Origin of the sequence: Pseudomonas sp. MWU13-2105, from assembly GCF_023242315.1 — a bacterium.
Lineage (GTDB): Bacteria > Pseudomonadota > Gammaproteobacteria > Pseudomonadales > Pseudomonadaceae > Aquipseudomonas.
Genome location: NZ_JALLIY010000002.1, coordinates 266,974 through 282,764 on the forward strand (window position 1 = coordinate 266,974; position 15,791 = coordinate 282,764).

Sequence of the window (15,791 nt, forward strand, 5' to 3'; positions counted from 1 at the left end):
CAATCCCGGTCTAGAGTAGTCCTTAGGTTTAGCCCGGTTTCTTTGATGATTTCCGGCGGAGTTCCTCGAACAAGAGAAGCAGCATGGATTGCGTGCAACAGATACCCGGTGATGGTAGTTCCGTCCTTCTGGTCGTCGATGATTACCCTGAAAATCTGATCAGCATGCGTGCCTTGCTGGAACGTCAGGATTGGCAGGTGGTCACCGCCGCCTCAGGCATTGAGGCACTGACGTTACTGCTTGAGCATGAGATTGACCTGGTGCTGCTGGATGTACAGATGCCCGGGATGGACGGTTTTGAAGTGGCCCGCCTGATGCGCGGCAGCCAGCGTACGCGTCTGACCCCGATTATTTTCCTCACCGCCAACGAGCAGTCCCAGGACGCCGTGATCAAGGGTTATGCCAGCGGCGCGGTGGATTACCTGTTCAAACCCTTCAATCCCGATATTCTCAGGCCCAAGGTCCAGGCGTTGCTGGAGCAACAACACAATCGCCGTGCCTTGCAATGCCTGAGCCGCGACCTGGAGGCGGCCCGGGCATTCAATGCCTCGGTGCTGGAGAATGCCGCCGAAGGTATTCTGGTGGTCAACGACGACGGCACGATCCGGTTCGCCAACCCGGCGATTTCGCGTTTGCTCAACCTGTCGCTGCAAACCCTGGTCGGCCAGCCGTTCCTGGATTTCCTGCAGAACCCGCACTTTAGCGACTGGCAGACCTCACCGCTGTACGAAGAGTACTGCAAGGGCGAAACCTATCGGGTCCATGATGCGTACCTGCGCACCAGCCAGGACCAGATGCTGCCGGTGGCCTTGTCCTGCGCGCCGCTGCCCGCCGACCAGAAGGCCATGGTGGTGACGGTGCTGGACATGTCGGTGGTGCGTCATCTGCACCAGCAACTGGAGTTCCAGGCGGTGACCGATCCGCTGACCGGCCTGCTCAATCGTCGCGGCTTCTACCAGACCGCGGAAAATACCTTGCGCCGCAGCGACGGCGCGGACAAGTCGCTGGTGCTGATGTACCTGGATCTCGACGGCTTCAAGCGGGTCAACGATTCCCTTGGCCATGAAGCCGGCGACCGGGTGCTGCGCTGGGTGTCCGAGCAGTTGAAGTCCTGCCTCAATCCCTTCGATATCCTGGCGCGCATGGGCGGTGACGAGTTCACCACCTTGCTCAACCTGGAGCACCCCGAGCAGGCGGCGAGAATCGCCGAGCGATTGATCGAGCGGGTATCGATTCGGCAACAGATCGACGGCATGGAAATGACGCTCGGGGTCAGCATCGGCATTGCCACCTACCCGGATTGCGGGGCCAACCTCGATGGCCTGTTGCGGGCGGCGGACATTGCCATGTACGAAGCCAAGCGTGCCGGCCGCCAGCAGTATCGCTACTACGATCACGAGATGAACGGTCGCGCGCGCTCGCGCTTGATGCTGGAGGAAAGCGTCCGCACGGCCATCGAGAGCAAGGAATTCAAGATGGTCTACCAGCCCCAGGTGTCCCTCGTCGACGGCCGCCTGCGTGGGTTCGAGGCTTTGCTGCGCTGGCACCATCCCAGTGTCGGCGATGTGCCGCCGGGGTTGTTCCTGCCATTGCTGGAAGAAGTGCGCCTGATCAGCCGGCTGGGCAGCTGGATCTATCGCCAGGCGGCGACCCAGCGGCACGCCTGGAGCGGCGTGTTCGCCGATGACCTGGTGCTGAGCGTCAGCCTGAGCGCCACGCAATTCAGCATGCCGAACCTGGCGGACGAGCTGCAGGAAGTGCTGGAGCGCCATGACCTGCGGGCGCACCAACTGGAAGTGGAGGTGACCGAGGCGGCCTTGATGCAGGACTTCGAGTCTTCGCGCAAGCAACTGCGGCGGATCCGCGCCCAGGGTGTGCGCGTGGCCCTGGACGACTTCGGTTCCGGGCACTGTTCGCTGAACCACCTGCGCGACCTCGAGTTGGACACACTCAAGCTCGATCGCCAGTTGATCGCCAAGATCCTCGATTCGCCGCGGGATGCGGCCCTGGCCCGCACGGTGATCGACCTGTGCGAGCAATTCGGCTTGCTGGTGATCGCCGAAGGGGTGGAAACCGTGGAGCAGTGGCAGTGGCTCAAGGCCAATGGCTGCCCGATGGTCCAGGGCTTCCTGGTGGCCCGACCGCTGACGGCCAAGGACGCTACCGGCTTCGGCTCGGCGTTTGACTGGAGCGCGTTGTCCGCCTGAATTCGCTACACTGGCTTCTTTTAGGTGTACGTAAGGCCTGTCATGACTGTGCTGAAATACCTTCAGGCTTATCCCACGTCCTTGCAGGAACAGGTTCGCCAGATGATTGCCCGGGACGCCCTGGGCGACTACCTGAGCCAGCGTTATCCGGAACGGCATGCGGTGCAGAGCGACAAGGCGCTGTACAGCTATGCCCTGGCGTTGAAGCAGGAACATTTGCGCAATGCGCCGGCCATCGACAAGGTGCTTTTCGATAACCGCCTGGACCTGACCCATCGTGCTCTCGGCCTGCACACCGCGATCTCGCGGGTCCAGGGTGGCAAGCTCAAGGCCAAGAAGGAAATCCGCATCGCCTCGCTGTTCAAGGAGGCGGCGCCGCAGTTTCTGAAGATGATCGTGGTGCACGAACTGGCGCACCTCAAGGAATCCGATCACAACAAGGCGTTCTACCAGCTGTGTGAATACATGCAGCCCGGTTATCACCAGTTGGAGTTCGACCTGCGGGTGTACCTGACCTGGCGTGACCTGCAGGGCAAGTCCGCCAACCCGTAGGCGCCGGGCGCACGCTTGAGTCGAAGCATTGGAAGGTCAACCCCAAGGACTACCGGATGGACGTCAGCAAGACCAAGAGCAGTTTCTACCGCCGCCTGTACGTGGCCTGGCTGATCGACAGCGAGGTTGCCAGCAGCGTTCCGGCCCTGACCGAAGCCACCGGCATGCCCCGGCGCACGGCGCAGGATACGATCCTGGCCCTGGCGGACCTGGACATCATCTGCGAGTTCGAGCAGGAGGACGGCGCGCGCAATCATGCCGGGCGGTACCGGATTCGTAGTTGGGGCGCCATCGACAAAGGCTGGATCGGTCGTAACCTGGCTTCGATCAAGCAGGTGCTGGGCTATCCCTGAGTTTTTGCGCTGTCTGTGCTTGCCCGCGAAGAGGCCCTGGAGAGCAGCACAAACCTCAGCTTTTGCGCATCCCGATATGCGGGATATCGTCTTCCAGATACACCTCGCCCACCACCGCGAACCCATAACGCCCGTAATAAACCTGCAAGTGGGCCTGGGCCGACAGATAAATCGGCACCCCTGGCCAGAGCTTCTCGGCGTGTTTCAAGGCCTGGGCCATCAACTCGTGCCCCAGCCCCTGGCCGCGGGCCTCGGGGGCGATCACCACCCGCCCGATCACCACGTCGCCGCCTTGGGACATCGGGTCGAGCAGGCGCAGGTAAGCCACCAGCCGATCATCGCACCAGCCCATCAGATGGCAGGTATCGCCCTCCAGATCGCGGCCGTCGACTTCCTGATAGGGACATTTCTGTTCGACCACGAAGACTTCGGTCCGTAGTTTCAGGATGCCGTACAACTGTTCCTTGCTCAGATCGCCATGATGTTTGCAGAGCCAATCGATGGTCATTCTCGCCTCGGGATTCAATCAGTTGATATCGATACTAGGCGGCTTGCCCGAGGTCGCCAACCAAGATTTTTTTTGCCCGCCAGGAGTGGAGCTGGAAGGCTCCTTGCGGGGGTTGTGCGCGCGCGTTTCGGTTAGATAGCGGCTACTTGCTATCATTCACTTTGCCCGGCATCGTCATCTTTGTGTAATCTGCTGGGCCATGCTTTTGCTATGGCTCGAATGAGCTAATGTTAGGACCAGGGATGTGGCCGGTTGTTTCGAGACGGCCTCCTCGGGCTTCGGCTAACTCTGCTGGGCTATGTGCTCGCTAAGGATCTTTAGCATGCCGCGATTGCATCGAGCTTTTGTTTTGCTTGGATTGCTGCTGCTTTCACAGGGAGCCACCGCGGATAAATTGCGTTTGGTGGCAGATGGCTGGCCGCCGTTTACCGATGCGACATTGGTCAACGGCGGTCTGGCCACCGATATCGTCAGCACGGCGCTGGCGCGGGCCGGCTATGCCAGCGACTTCGAGCAGGTACCCTGGGCGCGGGCGCTCAAAGGCGTGGGCGAAGGGCGCTATGACGTGCTGGTCAATGCCTGGTACAGCGACGAACGCACCCTGCTGGGGCAGTTCTCGGCACCGTACCTGGTCAATCGCGTGCTGTTTCTCAAGCGCAAGGAATCGGCCATCGAGTTCGATCACTTGAGCCAGTTGCACGACCTGCCGATTGCGGTGGTGCGTGACTATGCCTATAGCGCCGAGTTCGATGGCGACACGCAGTTGCAGAAGATCCCGGTGCACAACTTCGCCATGGCCGTGCGCATGCTCGCGGCGGACCGCGTGAAGTTGACGCTGGAAGACGAGTATGTGGCGCGCTACTACCTCAAGAGCGAGGCGCCGCGGGTACGCAACGCCGTGGAGTTCCTGCCCAAGCCGCTGAGCGAGAACAGCCTGCATATCCTGGTCAGCCTGAAGAATCCGCAGCATGAACAGATTGTCGCCGGCTTCGATCGCGAGATCGCGGCGATGAAGGCCGACGGCAGCTATGAGCGCCTGCTCAAGTCGCACGGGATGTAACCAGCTCCGCGAAACCTTGTAGGAGCTGGCTTGCTGGCGATGACCGCCGCAGGGGCAATGCCAGACTCAAGGGCCCATTCGCGGGCAAGCCCTGCTCCTACGGGGGAGCGTGGCGTTTTCAGGATTCTGCGTTTTCTTCCGGGCCCTTGATCAGGTGCGCCGCCAGGGTGCGCAGCGGCCCCAGCTGGCGGCAGATCAGCGCCAGTTGGGTCTGCACCAGCCGCTGGATCTCGTCGATCTCGTCCGGCATCTGTTCCAACTCACTGGCCAGGGCTTCCTCGGCATCGCTTTGAATGGCGATGGGGGTCTTGTTCGCCAGTCCGAGGGCAATCTCTTCGATACTCGCCGCCAAGGTGCTGCCAGCACCCTCGAGCAGATGATCGCGCACGGCTTCCGGCAGTTGGTTGTCACGGTGCGCGCCGAGCCCCGAGAGGTAGCTGAGCAAGGTGTGCGAGAGCACCAGGAAGCGGAAACCGACGTCGGCTTCCTTACGGAAGTGTCCGGGCTCCATCAGCATGTTCGCCAGGGTGGTGGACAGTGCCGCGTCGGCGTTGTGGGCATTGCGCCGGGCCAGGCGGTAGGCGAGGTCGTCGCTCTTGCCCTGGGCGTACTGGCGCATGATCTGGCGCAGGTACAGGCTGTTGCAGCTCAGGGTATTGGCCAGCACCTTGTTCAGGCGCCGACCCTGCCAGTCCGGCAGGAACAGGAACACCGCGAGGCCGGCGATCAGCGCCCCCAGCAGGGTGTCGAGCAGGCGCGGCAGGAACAGGCCGTAGCCGTCACCCACCTGATTGAAGCAGAACAGCACTGTCAGGGTCATGGCGGCGGTCGCCAGGGTGTAGCGGGTGGTGCGGTTGATAAAGAACACCACCCCGGCGGCGATGGTGAACAAGGCCTGGATCAAGGGGCTCGGGAACAGGTCGAACAAGGCCCAGGCGGCGGTCAGGCCGATGGCCGTGCCGATGATCCGCTGGCCCAGTTTGCGCCGGGTGGCGCCGTAGCTCGGCTGGCAGACGAACAGGGTGGTGAGGATGATCCAGTAGCCCTGGGACGGATGCACCAGATGCACCATGCCATAGCCGATGCTCAGTGCCAGCGGCAGGCGCAGCGCGTGGCGGAACAGCAGCGAGGTCGGGGTCAGTTGGGTGCGCAGGCGCGTCCAGACATCCTTGAGGTTGCGCGGCGAACGGTCCAGCAGGCTGCTGTCGGTGGCGTCGGCGAGGCTGTCGGGGTTGCTCGCGTCGCTCAGCAGGCGGTCGAGGGTGCCGAGGTTGGCTGCCAGGGCTCGCAGCGAACGCAGCAGGCCGCGCCAGGCCGGGTTGCTCTGGATACGCAGGTGCTCCAGGGAGGCATGCAGGTCGCCCAGGGCTTCGGCGAAGCTGGCGTTGTAGACGAACGGCTGGCGCAACTGGATCGACACCGCCAGGGCCTGGCAGGCCTTGCCTTGCTCGCGCAGCAGGCGTTGGCAGCGGAACAGCACGTCGCTGTGAAAGAACGCTTCGGCCAGGGCGTTGTAGGGGTAGTGCGAGGAACTGGCGCGCTCGTGGATGTCCTGGGCGAGGAAATACAGCTTCAGGTAGCGGCTGACCTTCGACCCCGGCCGGCCGTTGCCGACCCGGTGCAGGATGATTTCCTTGGCGCTGTTCAGCGCCGCCACCACCTTGCCGTTCTGCTGCGCCAGTTCCAGGCGCCGGGCTTCGACGTCCAGTTGGCGGATCGGTTCGAACAGCGAGGACTTGAGCTTGAGGTAGTAGCCCAGCTCGCGGAACAGCCGGGCCAGGCTCTGTTGCACCGGTTGGTTGGAGAACAGCGCCTGCCAGAGCACCGAGAGCACGCCGTACCAGGCCGCGCCGGTCACCAGCAGCAGCGGCTCGTGCCAGAGGTTGGCGACTTCGCCGCCGCGCTGGTCGACGCCGATCATGGTGTAGACCGAAAGGATCAGGGTCGCCGAGGCTATGGCGCCATAGCGTTCGCCCAAGGCGCCGAGCATGGTCAGGGCAAAGGCCGCCAGGGCCATGGCACAGACGAAGAGCAGTGGGTAGGGGAACAGCAGCTCGACCGAGAACGCCGCGACACTGAAGCACACCAGCGTCACCGCCAGGGCATTGAGGCGGCCCTGCCAACTGTCGTCGGTCTCGGCCAGGGCGCTGGCGATGACCCCGAGGAACAGCGGGATCAAGAGCTTCATCTCGTTCTGCAACCAGCACAGGGTCATGATGCCGGTCAGGGCGATAAACACCCGAACGCTATAGCTGAATTTGTCCAGCGCCCAAAGACGGCGCAGGGACTGGTTGAACGAGGTCGATGCCATGAAGGTGAGAGAGCCTGCCGAGCGGTTGATCAGAATGATGGGTAGACGGGCGGCATTGCAATGACGCCACATAGGTCTACAGCAATATTTGTTCCGTGATCAACGATTGTCCCTGGATGTGGCCTGTTATCAGTCTGGAGGTGGGCCATTGCGCCTTGCATCGCCTGTTCGAACGCCATCGCCGGCAAAGGTCAGGCGAATTGCGCCGCCGCGTACCCCGAGGCCCAGGCCCACTGGAAATTGAAGCCGCCCAGGTGGCCGCTGACATCCAGCACTTCGCCGATGAAATACAGCCCCGGGCTTTTCAGCGATTCCATGGTCTTCGACGACACTTCCCGGGTATCGACGCCACCCAAGGTCACTTCGGCGGTGCGATAACCTTCGGTGCCGGCCGGCACCAGGCGCCAGTCGCCGAGCTTCTGCGCGACCTCGGCCAGCTCCGCCGGGGTGTACTGCTTCATCGGCTTGGAGACGAACCAGTGCTCGGCCAGCAGGTTGGCCATCTTCTTGGTGAACAGCTCGCCGAGCAGGGTTTTCAGTTCGCTGTTGGGCCGTTCGGCCTGTTGCTGTTGCAGCCAGTCCAGCGCGTCATGGTCCGGCAGCAGGTTGATATGCAACGTATCGCCGGGATTCCAGAACGAGGAAATCTGCAGGATCGCCGGGCCGCTGAGGCCACGGTGGGTGAACAGGATATTTTCCCGGAAGCTCTGCTCGTTGCAGCTCACCAGGCAATCCACCGAGGTCCCCGACAGTTCGGTGCAGAGTTCCTTGAGTTGATCGGTAATGGTGAACGGCACCAGGCCCGCACGGGTCGGTAACACCTGGTGGCCGAACTGCCTGGCCACCTGATAGCCGAAGCCGGTCGCGCCCAGGGTCGGGATCGACAGGCCGCCGGTGGCGATCACCAGTGACTGGCAGGTGATCTGGCCGAGGGTGGCTTGCAGCAGGTAGCCGCTTTCCAGCTTTTCGATGTGCTGGATGGCAGTGTCCAGGTGCAGGCTGACGCCGGCCTGGTCGCACTCGTCGAGGAGCATGCCGAGGATGTCGCTGGACTTGTTGTCGCAGAACAGCTGGCCGAGTTTTTTCTCGTGATAGGGCACGCCGTGCTTGGCCACCATCGCGATGAAATCCCATTGGCTATAGCGTGCCAGGGCCGACTTGCAGAAATGCGGGTTCTGCGAGAGGAAGTTGCCGGGCTCGCTGTACATGTTGGTGAAATTGCAGCGACCACCGCCGGACATCAGGATTTTCTTGCCGGCCTTGTTGGCGTGGTCGATCAGCATCACCTGGCGCCCGCGGGCGGCGGCGGTAAAGGCGCACATCAAGCCGGCGGCACCGGCGCCGATGATCACAACTTCAGTAACGGGCACAACGATGTCCTCGGGAGTTCAGGTAGGGGGAACGCGGTCTTGCAAGCACAACAGAGATCTTCAGAACAGTACTAAACCTGTGGGAGCGGAGCTTGCCCGCGAAGAGGCCCTTGAGGCCGCCAAAAGCTTCGCGGGCAAGCTCCGCTCCCACAAAAAGCACCATCAGCTACACCAGCACCATTCCTACAGTGATCCCAGGATGCAGATCCGTTTCAGAGAATCCGCACGCGCAGCGAGCGGCCCTTGATCTTGCCGTCGTTCAGGCGCTGCAAGGCTTGCTTGGCGACGCCGCGCTCCACTGCCACATAGGCCTGGAAGTCGAAAATCGCGATCTTGCCGACCTGGGTACCGGGAATCCCGGCATCGCCGGTCAGGGCGCCGAGGATGTCGCCCGGGCGGACCTTGTCCTTGCGCCCGCCACTGATGCACAGGGTGCTCATGACCGGCAGCAGCGGGCTGCCACCCTGGGACTTGAGGTTGTCGAGCTGGTCCCAGTTCAACGGCGATTTCTGCACTTCCTCGATGGCCCGCGCGCGCAGGCTTTCGGACGGTGCTACCAGGCTGATCGCCAGGCCGGTCTCGCCGGCCCGTCCGGTACGGCCGACGCGGTGGATATGCATCTCCGAATCGCGCGCCAGTTCAACGTTGATCACCATGTCCAACGCATCGATATCCAGGCCGCGCGCGGCCACGTCGGTGGCCACCAGCACGGAGATACTGCGGTTGGCGAACATTGCCAGGACCTGGTCGCGGTCGCGTTGTTCCAGGTCACCATGCAGCGCGACGGCGGACACGCCCTTGGCGGTCAGGGTGTCGACGGTTTCCTGGACCTGCTGCTTGGTGAAGCAGAACGCCACGCAGGATTGTGGGCGGAAATGGTCGAGCACCTTGACCACGGCTTCCATGCGCTCTTCCGGGGAAATCTCGTAGAAGCGCTGCTCGATCTGGCTGTCGGCATGCATTGCCTCGGCCTTGACCTGCTGTGGATTGCGCATGAACTTGGCGGCCAGTTGCTTGATGCTCACCGGGTAGGTGGCGGAGAACAGCAGGGTCTGCCGCCGCTCCGGAAGCTGGGCGATGATTTCCTCGATGGCGTCGTAGAAGCCCATGTCGAGCATGCGGTCGGCTTCGTCGAGGACCAGGGTGTTGAGGCCGTGCAGGACCAGCGAACCCTTGCGCAGGTGCTGCTGGATGCGCCCCGGAGTGCCGACGATGATATGCGTGCCGTGTTCCAGGGAGGCGATTTGCGGGCCCAGGGCCACGCCGCCGCAGAGGGTCAGCACCTTGATGTTGTCCTCGGCGCGGGCCAGGCGGCGGATTTCCTTGGCGACCTGGTCGGCCAGTTCGCGCGTGGGGCAGATCACCAGCGCCTGGCAGCCGAAGAAGCGCGGGTTGATCGGGTTCAGCAGGCCGATGCCGAAGGCGGCGGTCTTGCCGCTGCCGGTCTTGGCCTGGGCGATCAGGTCCATGCCCTTGAGGATCACCGGCAAGCTTTGCGCCTGGATCGGCGTCATCTGGGCATAACCGAGGGAGTCGAGGTTAGCCAGCATGGCGGCGGACAGTGGCAAAGAGTTAAACGCGGTGGCGATGGTGGTCACGGGACGGGCCTGCAAAACAAAATGTCGCGCAGTGTATCAGTCCCGACTGGCGGCGCTGCAAATTCTGGACGAAAAGTAGCCAAATAGTGCCCGTGCTAAGCCATTTCAGGAAAGCTGGGCTTTGAACCCACGCTTGTGGCAAGCCCCCTCGCCACATTGGGTCCCTGCCGAAAGTCAGGAATGAGTATTCCGTCACCATGTCAGTGCTCGATGTGTTGCTCCTGAACCTCCCTGGCCCGCCGCCCGTCCTGGGGTGAAAGCTGCAGGAAAATCGCCGCCGCCAGCATCGCCATGACGCCCACGGTGAGGAAGGTCAGTTGGAAGGCACCGAGCACCGTCTCCACGCCATCGTTGCCGACGGCGGCGGTAAAACCGCCGAGCAGGGCGCCGGCGCAGGCCACGCCAAGGCTCAGGGACAGTTGCGCGACCACCGACAGCAGGCTGTTGCCGCTGCTGGCGGATTTGTCGTCGAGGTCGATCAGGGTCACGGTGTTCATCGCGGTGAACTGCAGTGAGTTGATCGCCCCGGCAATCGCCAGCATGGCCAGCAACAGGGGGTAAGGCGTGTGCTCGGTGACCAGGCCCAGGACCGCGAGCATGATGCCCAGCGCCAGGGTATTGCCGGTGAGCACGATGCGATAACCCAGGCGCTCGATCAGCGGCCGGGCAATCGACTTGGCGAACATCGCTGCCGCCGCCAGGGGCAACATGCTCATCCCGGCCTGGGACGGCGAGTAACCCAGGGCCACTTGCAGCAGCAAGGGCACCAGGAACGGCAGGGCGCCGCTGCCGAGGCGGGCGAACAGGTTGCCGAGGATGCCCACGGCAAAGGTCCGGGTCTTGAACAGCGACGGGGCGAACAACGGATTGTCGATATGCCCGGCCCGCAACCAGTACGCCGCCAGGCAGGCGAGGCCGGCGAACAGCAGCAACATGACCCGCAGGTGCGGTAGTTGCAGTTCGCCGAGGCCCTCCATGGCGATGGTGATCAGCAGCATCGCCGCGCCGAACAGCAGGAAACCGATGCCGTCGAAGCGCGTGCGTTCGCTGCCGCGCAGGTCCGGGATGAACTTCCATACCGCATAGCAGCCGAGCAGGCCCACCGGCAGGTTGATCAGGAAGATCCAGTGCCAGGTCAGGTATTGCACCATCCAGCCGCCCATGGTCGGACCGATCAACGGGCCAAGCAGGCCGGGGATGGTGATGAAACCCATGATCCGCACCAGCTCCGAGCGCGGGTAGGCCCGCAGCACCACCAGCCGCCCGACCGGCAGCATCAGCGAACCGCCCAGGCCCTGGATGATACGTGCGCCGACCAGCATGTTCAGCGAGCTCGACAGGGCACAGAACAGGGAGCCGATGCTGAACAGCAGGATCGCGCCGAAGAAGATGCGCTTGGTGCCGAAACGGTCGGAAATCCAGCCCGAGGCCGGGATCAGCAGGGCCACGGTGAGCATGTAGGCGATCACCACGCCTTGCATGCGCAAGGGGTTTTCCGCCAGGTCCTGGGCCATGGCCGGCAGTGCGGTGTTGAGGATGGTCCCGTCGAGGGACTGCATGAAGAAGGCTATGGCCACCACCCATGGTAGCCAGCGAGCGGTTGTTACGTCGAGAGGGGCGCGTTCGGGCATGGGCGGCTCTATTTGTTAGCTGGCTACGTAGTTGCAGTATGCCTGATCGGTCAGGAACGGTGTAGGCGCGCTTGCTTTCTGTTGTCGGACACAAGTCCTGTTGGAGTCGGATTTATTTGCGAGGCGGCCCCCAAGGCCGTCAAAAGCTTCGCGGGCAAGCTCCGTTCCCACAGGTTCTCGCCCGATGCGGATAGTGTGCCGGGCCTTATTGGCGGCTATCCGGCGCTGGTCGGTAGCAGAAACCCCAGCAATGCCTGATGCACCGCGTTGGCCGCCTGGCGAGATTCCAGGTCGAGCAGATGGCCGGTGTCCTCGGCGACGGAGAAACTGCATCGGGGGATGTATTCCTGAAACACCCGTGCCCCTTCGGCCGGAGTGTAGATGTCCTTGGCGCCGTTGATGAAATGCACCGGGCTCTGGATCGCCGACAGTCCCCGCAGGTAGTTGCCGTCGCCCAGTTGCAGCACCTGGTCGATATGGAAGCGCGCCTGGCGGTACTCGGTGCTCGGCATCGATGACAGGTGCTGGTGGTTGGTGGCCTTGAGGCGCGTCGGCAGGTAGTGGCCGACAGTGTCGTTGAGCAGGTGGCCGATGGCGGATTTATCGTCCACCGCGATCAATTCGTGGACCCGTTGCACGTACGCCAGCATCGGCGGGTTCAGGTCAGGTGCCAGGGCCATCACCACCGAGCTTTCGATAGTCGGCGGGTGCCGGGTCAGGGCCAGCAGGGTGGAAATGCCACCCCAGGAGGCTGACACCAGGTGATTGACCTCGAAGCGCCGCACCAGGGCCAGGAGGATCTCCACCTCGTCGTCCTTGGTCACCAACCCCGGATCGGGATTGTAGGGTTGCGAGCGCCCGGCAAAGGGCAGGTCGAACAACACCACGTTGAAGTGTTCGGCCAGGCACTTGCTGGTGCGGGTGAAGGAACTGGTGGTGGCCAGGGCGCCATTGACCAGCAGGACCGTCTTGCGCCGCGGGTCGTCGCCGAGGCGCTCGACGTGGATGTTGAAATGCCGGTACAGGTTGTTGATGACAAAGCTTCCATGATTCATATCAAGCTCCAGCAAAGCACTTTCGGGGGGAGAAAGAGGTGCGGTGTTGAGTCAGAAAATCGCGGGTAGAGCCTGGTTTTTCTGGATATTGCTGTACGAAGGTGGCGTTTTGATAGTGTGAAGAAAGCAGAGGGGATGTATAGCGCGCCGGACGGCGTGAGGGCAACTGGCTGAACGGATAGGTGTGCGGGTATTTCGGTCAGCGCGATGCTGTGACCGCTGTAGAGCCTGTGGCCGGCTTGCCGGCGATGAGGTCAGTGAGCCTTGCATCGCCTGATCGGTCGCCATTACCGGCAAACCGGCTCCCAGTGGGTTTTGTGGTGTTACAAGGTCAAGGTCAGCTTGCTGATCAGCGCCCCCGGCAGCAGGTTCGAGGCGGTCTGCCGCTGGTCGTAGGTGCTCGCTGACAGCAGCAGTTCGCGCTCCTCGGTCAGGGCTTCCAACTGGCTACCCAACAGGCTGTAGACACTGTCATCGAAGCGCATGGTGCTGACCGGCGCCTGGATCTCGCCGTTTTCCACCCAGAAGGTGGCGAAGCGGGTCATGCCGGTCATCCGCGCCGCCGGTTGGTCCGAGTAGTTCAGGTACCACAGGTTACTGATGTACAAGCCAGTGCCCAGTTGCTTGAGGATATCGGCCTGGGCCAGCTGCCCGGCGCGCATCTGCAAGGCCCCGGGGTACTCGCCGGCGCCGGCACCGTTGGTGGTCAGCCCGTATTCGGCGGCACTGCGGGAATTGATCAATTGTTGATCAGCCGCGCCCGCCGCCACCAGCGACACATCGGCGCGTGGATAACCCTCGTTGGAAAACGCCGGGCTCAGCGAGCCGCTGATCTGCTCACCGAGCCAGACCCTGGGGCTGAAGCTGGCCTCGCCGGCATAGAGCTTCTGCAGCGGGCTGTGCTTGCTGCCGATAGCCTGGGCCGAGAAACCGCCCCAACAGAGCATGCCCATGACTTCCTCAAGCGCCGCTGGTGCCAGGTAGGCGCGATACTCGCCCGGTGCCAGGGTACGCAATGGGCGCCCGAGAAACTCGAGCTGTTCCCGGGCCTGCTGGAAGCGCCGGGCAAAGCCGTCGCTGTCCCAGTCATGCCCGGCGTAGCTGGCCTTCACCGCCTGGCCGTTATCGTGGAACAGGCTCCAGTCGAAGTTGAAACTGTTGGCCTGGTGCCAGCCGAAGGCCCCGTCGGAACTGGCAAAGCCGCGGCTGATGGGCCCGGCGGCATAAAACCCGACCATATCCAGGCCGACCGAAGCGCGGCTGATTTCCTCCAGTACCCGGGCCGTCTCCGGCAAGGCATGGCTCTGCACGTTCTGGCTTTGCCAGGCGTTGTGGTTGAGCAACAGGTACGGGTCCGCCGGCAACAGCGGGAGGATTTCGCGCAGTTGTTGCAGGCCGTCCGCCAGGCGCTGACGGTCCGGCTCCGGTTCGCCGGAGAGAGTGATCTGCAAGTCGGCGTGGCGACCGTCGTTGATCAGCTTGAAACTCAAGCTGGCCTGTTGCACCTGCCCGGCTTGACGCACCCGGCCGTGGTTGAAGCGAATGAAGTCCGACGCTTCGGCGGCATAACCCAGGGTAAAGCGTTCCGTGGCGTGCAGTTGTTCCTGCAAACCCTCGACCAGGGCGCGGAAGTGTTCGACCTGACTCAGTGAGGTACTCATCAGGCATCTCCTCCAAACACATCGACATTACTGAAGACACAGGCGGGCGATGCATGCCCGACCCGGATCACCTGGTTCGGCTCGCCCTTGCCGCAGTTCGGCGTGCCCAGCACCTGGAAGGTCTCGGCATTGCCGACGGCGCTGAGTTTGCGCCAGAACTGTGCGGAGATCGCCCGGTAGTTGGGGTTTTTCACCACGCCCTTGAGTTCGCCGTTCTCGATCAACTGACCCCATTCGCAGCCGAACTGGAATTTGTTGCGGGCGTCGTCGATGGACCAGGAACGGTTGGTGGACATCAGGATGCCGTTCTCGATACCGCCGACCAGTTGCGCGAAGGACTGGTCGCCCGGTTCGATATTGAGGTTGGCCATGCGGTCGATGGGCGCACGGTTCCAGCTGCAGGCGCGGCTGTTGGCGACTCCGTCGAGGCCGGAGCGGAACTGCGACAGTGCGCCGCCCAGCGGGCGCAACAGGCGGCCTTCGCGAATCAGAAATTCCTTGCGGGCCGGGGTGCCGTCGTCGTCATGGCCGTAGCTGGCCAGCTGTTGCGCGATGGTCGGATCGAAGGTCACGTTGAGCAGCGCCGAGCCATATTGCAGGCTGCCGAAATCGCTGGCCTTGACGAAGCTGGTGCCGGCGTAATTGCGCTCATCGCCGAGGATGCGGTCCAGCTCCAGCGGGTGGCCGATGGATTCGTGGATCTGCAGGATCATCTGGTCCGGGGTCAGCAGCAGGTCGCGCGGGCCTTGCGGGGTGTTGGGCGCCAGCAGCAGTTGCAGGGCCTGGTCGGCGATCCGCCTGCCGGAGCCGATCAGCCCGGAACGGCTGATGACATCGGCGCCGCCTTGCTGGCCGAAGTTTTCCCGACCCAGGGTGCGGGTCTGGCTGTCCGCGCCGTCGTAGGCGGTGACGCTCAGGCCCGGGTAGACGAAGCGCAGCGCCTGGCGCAGTTCGGCGCCGACGTTGTTGAGGTAGATCTGTTCGACCTGGGTCAGGCCGAGGCTGGCTTCCCAGTTGACCAGCCGCTCATCCTTGGGCACGGCGGCGGATTCGGCGCCGAGCAGGGCGTAGCAGTCGCTCAGGGACGGGAAGGGCAGGTCGAGCTGCAGCGAGCGGTAATCGGCGCGGTCGCTGGACACGGCCTGTTGGCGCAGGTCGAGCAGGGCGTGGGGGGCCATCAGGCGGGCGTAGTTTTCGGCGCGATCGAGGGCGCTTTGCAGCCCGGCCTGGGATAGATCGTTGGTGGCGGCATAGGCTTCGACGCCGTTGACCCGCACGGTCAGCATGGCGCCTTCGTCGAGACGCAGGCTCGGGGGTTCCGCGACGTTCTTGCGGACCGACAGGTATTGGCCGGATTCGCGCACGTAACGCAGCGAGAAGAATTCAGCGCCCGTGCGCAAGCCGGCGAAACGCTGCTTGAGCTGGGGGTGGAAGTCGAACATGGGGAACCTCCCTGGAAATGGCGGCGGCCGTGAGGGCAAAGGT

General features: G+C 63.1%; 12 protein-coding genes. 4 read left to right on the forward strand and 8 right to left on the reverse strand.

Annotated features, from left to right (window positions below; genetic code table 11):
• Nucleotides 1–83 precede the first annotated feature (83 nt).
• The 3 genes from M5B96_RS03980 to M5B96_RS03990 are packed head-to-tail and all read left to right on the forward strand — an operon-like array spanning nt 84 to nt 3,112.
• Nucleotides 84–2,207, forward strand: a complete 2,124-nt coding sequence (locus M5B96_RS03980; RefSeq protein ID WP_248795181.1) for a putative bifunctional diguanylate cyclase/phosphodiesterase — start codon at nt 84–86, stop codon at nt 2,205–2,207.
• Nucleotides 2,208–2,249: 42 nt separating this feature from the next.
• Nucleotides 2,250–2,759, forward strand: coding sequence for a YgjP-like metallopeptidase domain-containing protein (locus tag M5B96_RS03985; RefSeq protein WP_248795190.1), 510 nt, complete (start codon nt 2,250–2,252; stop codon nt 2,757–2,759).
• A 56-nt stretch (nt 2,760–2,815) separates the two neighbouring features.
• Nucleotides 2,816–3,112 (forward strand): winged helix-turn-helix domain-containing protein, encoded by a 297-nt coding sequence (locus M5B96_RS03990; RefSeq protein WP_248795191.1) that lies wholly within the window; start codon nt 2,816–2,818, stop codon nt 3,110–3,112.
• Nucleotides 3,113–3,167: 55 nt separating this feature from the next.
• On the opposite strand, the gene M5B96_RS03995 is transcribed toward M5B96_RS03990, so the two are convergent.
• Nucleotides 3,168–3,620: a GNAT family N-acetyltransferase gene (locus M5B96_RS03995; protein ID WP_248795192.1), complete on the reverse strand. Its 453-nt coding sequence runs from the start codon at nt 3,618–3,620 to the stop codon at nt 3,168–3,170.
• A gap of 322 nt (nt 3,621–3,942) precedes the next feature.
• Here M5B96_RS03995 and M5B96_RS04000 point away from each other — a divergent pair, with 322 nt between their 5' ends.
• Nucleotides 3,943–4,680 (forward strand): substrate-binding periplasmic protein, encoded by a 738-nt coding sequence (locus M5B96_RS04000; RefSeq protein ID WP_248795198.1) that lies wholly within the window; start codon nt 3,943–3,945, stop codon nt 4,678–4,680.
• Nucleotides 4,681–4,798: 118 nt separating this feature from the next.
• On the opposite strand, the gene yccS is transcribed toward M5B96_RS04000, so the two are convergent.
• The 7 genes from yccS to M5B96_RS04035 all read right to left on the reverse strand — a co-directional run bounded on the left by yccS (nt 4,799) and on the right by M5B96_RS04035 (nt 15,748).
• Nucleotides 4,799–6,991 (reverse strand): YccS family putative transporter, encoded by a 2,193-nt coding sequence (gene yccS / locus M5B96_RS04005; RefSeq protein ID WP_248795201.1) that lies wholly within the window; start codon nt 6,989–6,991, stop codon nt 4,799–4,801.
• A gap of 191 nt (nt 6,992–7,182) precedes the next feature.
• On the reverse strand, nt 7,183–8,361 hold the full coding sequence (locus M5B96_RS04010) for an NAD(P)/FAD-dependent oxidoreductase (RefSeq protein ID WP_248795202.1): 1,179 nt from the start codon (nt 8,359–8,361) through the stop codon (nt 7,183–7,185).
• 212 nt (nt 8,362–8,573) lie between these two features.
• Nucleotides 8,574–9,911, reverse strand: coding sequence for an ATP-dependent RNA helicase DbpA (dbpA, locus tag M5B96_RS04015; RefSeq protein WP_248795421.1), 1,338 nt, complete (start codon nt 9,909–9,911; stop codon nt 8,574–8,576).
• A gap of 248 nt (nt 9,912–10,159) precedes the next feature.
• Nucleotides 10,160–11,590 (reverse strand): multidrug transporter subunit MdtD, encoded by a 1,431-nt coding sequence (mdtD, locus tag M5B96_RS04020; RefSeq protein ID WP_248795203.1) that lies wholly within the window; start codon nt 11,588–11,590, stop codon nt 10,160–10,162.
• 215 nt (nt 11,591–11,805) lie between these two features.
• Nucleotides 11,806–12,645, reverse strand: coding sequence for an alpha/beta fold hydrolase (locus M5B96_RS04025; protein ID WP_248795204.1), 840 nt, complete (start codon nt 12,643–12,645; stop codon nt 11,806–11,808).
• Between the two features lie 323 nt (nt 12,646–12,968).
• Nucleotides 12,969–14,306 (reverse strand): TldD/PmbA family protein, encoded by a 1,338-nt coding sequence (locus M5B96_RS04030; RefSeq protein WP_248795205.1) that lies wholly within the window; start codon nt 14,304–14,306, stop codon nt 12,969–12,971.
• Nucleotides 14,306–15,748: a TldD/PmbA family protein gene (locus M5B96_RS04035; RefSeq protein WP_248795207.1), complete on the reverse strand. Its 1,443-nt coding sequence runs from the start codon at nt 15,746–15,748 to the stop codon at nt 14,306–14,308. The genes M5B96_RS04030 and M5B96_RS04035 overlap by 1 nt, the downstream gene beginning before the upstream one ends.
• Nucleotides 15,749–15,791: the final 43 nt, after the last annotated feature.